Below are 5808 nucleotides of genomic sequence, written 5' to 3'. Positions count from 1 at the left end.
ACCAGAGTGTTACTGGAAATTTTTGATTGATTTTTTGTGCCCCAAATTGATACTGTTCCAAATGGATTACATTAAACCTGGCGGCATTCCCGGCGGCATCCCACCCATAGCTCCAGGAGGTATACCACCACCACCTTGCATCATTTCCGGAGGCACATCAGGTCCACTTTCTCCTTCAGATGCAATAATATCATCAATCCGCAGGATCATTATTGCCGCTTCGGTAGCACTGTTAATGGCCTGGGTTTTGACCCTGAGAGGATCCAGAACCCCCTTCTCCTTCATATCGATAATATCTCCGTTCATAACATCAAGACCCGCATTTACGTTCCCCATCTCATGACGGGATCTTAGCTGTACCAGGATATCAAGGGTATCCAATCCTGTATTGTCAGCCAGGGTGCGGGGTATGATTTCCATTGCATCAGCAAATTTATCGACAGCCAGCTGTTGCCTTCCTTTCAATGTGGCAGCGTATTCTCTCAATCGCAACGACAGTTCTACTTCCGGGCTGCCGCCGCCTGTCACAAGTTTTTCATCCTCGATGACAACACCAACTACATGAAGTGCATCTTCTACAGCATGTTCTGCACTATCCACAACATGTTGGGTTCCTCCCCGGATCACAATACTGACAGCCTTCGGATTCTTACAGCCAGTAACATAAAGCATGCTCTCTTCACCGATCTTCTTCTCATCTACCTGACCAGCTCCACCAAGATCAGGATCAGATATCTCCTCAATATTTGTTATTAAATTTGCACCAGTGGCAAGAGCCAGTTTATCCATATCACTCTTTTTGACACGCCTGACTGCCAGTACTTCGGCTTTTGCCAGGTAATGCTGGGCCATATCATCGATACCTTTCTGACAGAAAACTACGTTTGCACCGCTATCGATGATCTTGTTTGTTACGTTTTTAAGCATCGTCTCTTCCTGGTCCAGGAACTGCTGGAGCTGCTCAGGAGAAGTAATGTTGATCTCTGCATCAACTTCTGTCTTCTTATACTCCACAGGTTCACTGATCAGGGCTATCCTGGCATCTTTCACATGTTTTAGCATGTCAGGATGAATACGCTTATTGTCAATGACCATGCCCTCGATTACTTCAGAATCGTCTATTCTACCGCCTACTTTTTTTTCGATCTTGATAGAATCAATGTCCACGAATTTCGTGTCATTCTTTTTTTCTGTGACAGCATGTACCGCTTTAACGGCCAGCTTTGCCAGTTGTTCACTGGAACCCTCAACGCCTTTCCCGGTCATCGCAGTATTGGCAATTTTTATTAAAATATCATCGTCCTCTTCAGATACAGATTTTGTAATACTCTTCAGAATTTCTCCTGCTTTTTGAGCTGCCTGCAAATATCCGCTGGCGATTACCGTGGGGTGGATTTCCTGTTCCAGGAGATCTTCCGCCATACTTAACAGTTCACCTGCAAGAACTGATGCTGTGGTAGTGCCATCACCCACTTCATCGTCCTGGGTTCTGGCAACCTCAACGATCATCTTGGCTGCCGGGTGTTCAATATCCATTTCCTTTAAGATAGTGGCTCCATCATTGGTAATGGTCACATCCCCAAATGCGTTCACCAGCATCTTATCCATACCTTTCGGGCCAAGTGTAGTCCTTACGGCATTAGCCACTGCTTTTGCTGCCATGATATTGCTTTTTTGGGCTTCTTTACCACTGGAACGCTGGGTTCCTTCTCTTAGAATGAATACGGGTTGATCTATTTGCTGCCCTTTTATGTTTTGTTCTTGTTCGCTCATCATTGAATATAGAACATACGAATCCTTACATATCAAGTTAATCTTCAGATTCTGCAGAAATTATTCTCTATATCATCATTTTCATCAGATTAATTATTTAAGATGGAACAGTGACGAATTGGCCTGGAGATTTAAAGAATTATGTGTTCGATATGTGGATATTTTTCCCATAATAAGATACCAACATCTACCGTCATTGATATGCTTTCCAGAATGGAACATCGTGGTCCGGATGCGTGTGGACTCTATGCTGACGGAGAGATACTGAAAAAGAACAGTGTTGGACAATTAACCAACAACAAACGGGCCCATATTTGCATTGGTCATTCCCGGTTAAGCATTATGGGAAAGGATGATTCTATCCAGCCATTTACATCCTGTGATGGAACGTTATCCCTTGTTTATAACGGTGAGATATATAATCAAAATGAATTGCAGGAACTGTTAGGCAGCCACCATGATATTAAAGATAGAAACAATGATAGTGAGATACTTCTTCATCTCATAGAGGAGGTATATGATGGTGATCTGCTCAAAACAGTCCAATCCACTGTTAAAATGCTCAATGGCATGTATGTATTAGCAGTGACCGACGGAAAAAAGATCATCATAGCCCGGGATCCGATAGGTATCAAACCGGTCTATTATTCTATTAAGGATGAAGTTGTGTATTTTTCTTCTGAAAAAAAAGCAATCTGGGAATTTGGAACACCAAAAAGAATATTACCGGGCCGCATACTTGAATTAAATGAGAATGGTGCACAAATACATACCGGCGTGATGGTTGAGCGGCCGCAGATAGATATCAATGATTTTAATCATGCTGTATATTTATATGAAAATGCCCTGGTAAATTCCGTAAACACAAGAGTAAGAGGTCTGACCCAGGCAAAATTGGGCATGATTTTTTCAGGTGGAGTTGACTCAGTACTGATTGCAAAAATATTGACTGAACTCGGGTGTGATCTAACGTGCTATTGTGTCGGAATGAAGGGGTCGCAGGACGTAGAAAATGCTCAAAAAGTTGCAAAAGATTTACAGTTTGATCATAAAACTATAATTATTGACAGGGAAACGATCGGATCAATCTTGCCAGATATCATTGAATGTATTGAGATAAATGGTCTTTTGCAGGTGAAGGTGGCGGTTCCTATGTACCTTTCAGCAAAGGCTGCCTCAGAAGACGGCATAAAGGTTATGTTCACCGGGCAGGCAGCCGATGAACTTTTTGCAGGGTATACCTGGTATAGAACTGTTGTGGAAAATGATGGTTTTCTTACCTTGCATGAAAAGTTATGGGAAGATATTGATCTTTTATACGATGACACGCTTGAGCGTGAAGATAAAGTGACTATGGCTCATTCAGTTGAAATGAGGGTTCCTTATCTGGATAGGGAAGTGGTGAAAATTGCCATGAGGATGTTCCCCACACTCAAAATAAAAAGTTCAGATGATACCATGAGAAAATGGGTTCATAGAAAGGTGGCCGAGAAACACCAAATCCCCTCCTATATAGCTTATCGAAATAAAGATTCAGCACAGTCAGGATCCGGGATCCATGATCTGATCCGGGAAGTTGCTCAAAACTATTTTGAAGATAAAAAGGTAAAATATGTGGAAATAGAAGACAAAGGTTCTATCTACAGATATCTTGACGAGGAGTACGGGACACCTGAAATGTGGGCTTATATGAATGAAATATCACAAGGTTTGAATCTGTCATGTTAGTGTCTATAGTACAAACAAATTATGATCCATTGGATGTTGAAAAACTGAAACATTTGATTGAGAACCTGGATGGCATTGTATGTTTTCCAGAATGTTTTGCTCTTGGAAGAAGTGGTACTGAAACACTAAAATATCTTAATAAAGTGAGTGGTGAAGCTTCAAACATTGTAGAAGAAATGAAAGGTACTGGTAAAACAATGCTTCTGCCTTTAATTGAAAAGCATGGAGTGATGAGGAACAGATTTTACAATACAACATATATGATCCATGAAGGTAAGGTTATTGGATCTTATAGAAGGGTGGTCATCCATCCGATGGAAAAATCTTTTGTGCAAAAAGGCAAGGTTTTTCCTGTTTTTGATATTGATGATGTTTCTATTGGCTTGTTGATATGTTTTGAAATTGCTTTTCCTGAATTAACAAGAATCATTGCATTAAAAGGTGCTTCCATTATATTTGTCCCTTCCAGTACTCCCGAGGAAGCTGACTATATATGGGAAAAAAGACTTGTGTCAAGAGCAATTGATAACCAGTTGTTCATTGTGGGTGTTAATAGATGTGGTGGAGTGGGAAATGAAGAATTTATTGGAAAAAGTATGGTAGTGTCACCCTGTGGTGAGTTATTGCATAAATGTGGGAATTCTGAGGAAATTATCTCAGTAGAAATCGATCTGGATGAAGTTACACGGGAAAGGGGAAGAGAACCAACGTTCAGTGAATTTGAAATCGATGTGTATGATAACATGTTTATGGAATTTTTCAAAAACGAATGAATGTGGAGTGTTGATGTTGAAAAAGAAAAAAACCAGTAAAATTTACGGTGTTGTTGAAACTATTTATCGGGGCCAGAGATTGAATGTTATATGTTCAGATGGTAAAAAAAGGAACGCAAGGGTTCCCGGACGATTAAAAATACGTCGCCGTCTATCAAAGATATATAATGGGGATGTTGTCGAAATTGAACCATGGAATGTGGATGATGAGAAATGTGACGTTATCTCGAGAGTAAGCAATAAATCCAGAGCTAAAAAATTAAATGACGAAATACTGGACAACTTTCTCAATAAATATGTTAAATAACTCTGGCGAAATGAGCTAATTCATGGAATTTAACTATGGATTATATTCAAGAAAATATCACTACGATCCACGATTTCATGATGGATGAGGGGATAATCTCCTCACGTCTTGAAAAAAGTATGACAAACAGGCCGTCCCAAAAACAGCTTTTCACAACACTTTAAAGTTCTGAGAGTTTCCAACACACGAAGTTAACATCTTAATTCCTTAAACACCGATTTTCGTCAGCCCTTTATATTCCAGAAAGAATCCAACTTTTTTGCATCAAATAATCTAGTATAATATCGTTTTTCAAGAAATATTCCTGCAGAAAATGTTCCATTCATGGAATATAAAAAATCTTGAGTTCCAACTATAGATTAACGTACCATGACAATTTTGGTCTAGAAATCTACTCAAAACAGCCCTTTTACGTATCCACTTCAAATTAGAGGGTAACTGGCAATATTTAAATCGAAAAGCAACACTACAAGTAGATTGGTAATAATTCCAAGATTAATATAATTGTCCTCATTTAACCTGCATCACAATCGATTTTTGCAATTGTATTCGCTTTTATTAAATCTGAAAGAGAAGGCATACAAAAACTCTTACTAACTCTATCATGAATATATTCATAGGAACTTACGCCTAATTTCTTTGCCGTTTGCACAATCGTCATAAATGTATCATTAGCTTTGGTGCCATCTTTTGTCATGGTATGCAAACTTACATCCCGTTTACGAACTTGTGTCCTTGCTCCTAGTTCGGCATCATTATTATGTAAAGGCAGTTCTGGATATTTTAATACCAGCAAAAGTTGTGTCTTATTAGCTTTTGTTTTTGTAATTCGGTCATCTAAAGCTCGATATTTCGTTTTAGTAGAAAATAATCTATCAAATTCTGCTGATAATATTTCAGCCATCTGGGAACTTGGATTTTTTTTATATTCTAAAAGTTTCCCGTAATAATTCCAATATCGATCTAAAAACTTCTCAAGTTTTTCTTTGTACAATGGCACTATAGGGTGTAACATCTTGTAGTTTCTCCCATCATGAACCCAACAAAGTGCTTGCCATTTAGTTATCAGTTTGAACTGACGAGCATCATCACTTAAAAGAATTTGAATGACTGGATAATCAGTTTGTTGTTGGTAGGCTGCAATAGCACCCGCTTCCATAATTCTTTTGCGTAAATTTTTGGGACCAGTTTTTACTCGGGCACAGTATCCATTCTCAAACAATTCGT

Annotated in this window: 5 protein-coding genes; 3 read left to right on the top strand and 2 right to left on the bottom strand. The window is 39.2% G+C overall.

Features of this window, described 5'->3' with window-relative positions; genetic code table 11:
* Window positions 1-66: 66 nt before the first annotated feature.
* Window positions 67-1773, bottom strand: a complete 1707-nt coding sequence (locus tag IBX40_10530) for a TCP-1/cpn60 chaperonin family protein (GenBank protein MBE0524753.1) — start codon at window positions 1771-1773, stop codon at window positions 67-69.
* 141 nt (window positions 1774-1914) lie between these two features.
* On the opposite strand from IBX40_10530, the gene IBX40_10525 reads away from it, so the two are divergent.
* Genes IBX40_10525 through IBX40_10515 form a run of 3 tightly spaced genes read left to right on the top strand, consistent with a single transcriptional unit; the run spans window position 1915 to window position 4581 of the window.
* Window positions 1915-3501 (top strand): asparagine synthetase B, encoded by a 1587-nt coding sequence (locus IBX40_10525; GenBank protein MBE0524752.1) that lies wholly within the window; start codon window positions 1915-1917, stop codon window positions 3499-3501.
* Window positions 3501-4274, top strand: coding sequence for a carbon-nitrogen hydrolase family protein (locus IBX40_10520; GenBank protein MBE0524751.1), 774 nt, complete (start codon window positions 3501-3503; stop codon window positions 4272-4274). The genes IBX40_10525 and IBX40_10520 overlap by 1 nt, the downstream gene beginning before the upstream one ends.
* 13 nt (window positions 4275-4287) lie before the next feature.
* The gene (locus IBX40_10515; protein MBE0524750.1) at window positions 4288-4581 is read left to right on the top strand and encodes a translation initiation factor 1A; all 294 of its coding nucleotides are present in this window, start codon (window positions 4288-4290) and stop codon (window positions 4579-4581) included.
* A 514-nt stretch (window positions 4582-5095) separates the two neighbouring features.
* On the opposite strand, the gene IBX40_10510 is transcribed toward IBX40_10515, so the two are convergent.
* On the bottom strand, window positions 5096-5740 hold the full coding sequence (locus IBX40_10510) for a transposase (protein MBE0524749.1): 645 nt from the start codon (window positions 5738-5740) through the stop codon (window positions 5096-5098).
* Window positions 5741-5808 lie beyond the last annotated feature (68 nt).

It is taken from the genome of Methanosarcinales archaeon (assembly GCA_014859725.1).
Classification (GTDB): Archaea; Halobacteriota; Methanosarcinia; order Methanosarcinales; family Methanocomedenaceae; genus Kmv04.
The sequence above is the reverse complement of the archived record's forward strand: the minus strand, read 5'-3'. Positions and strand labels throughout refer to the sequence as shown.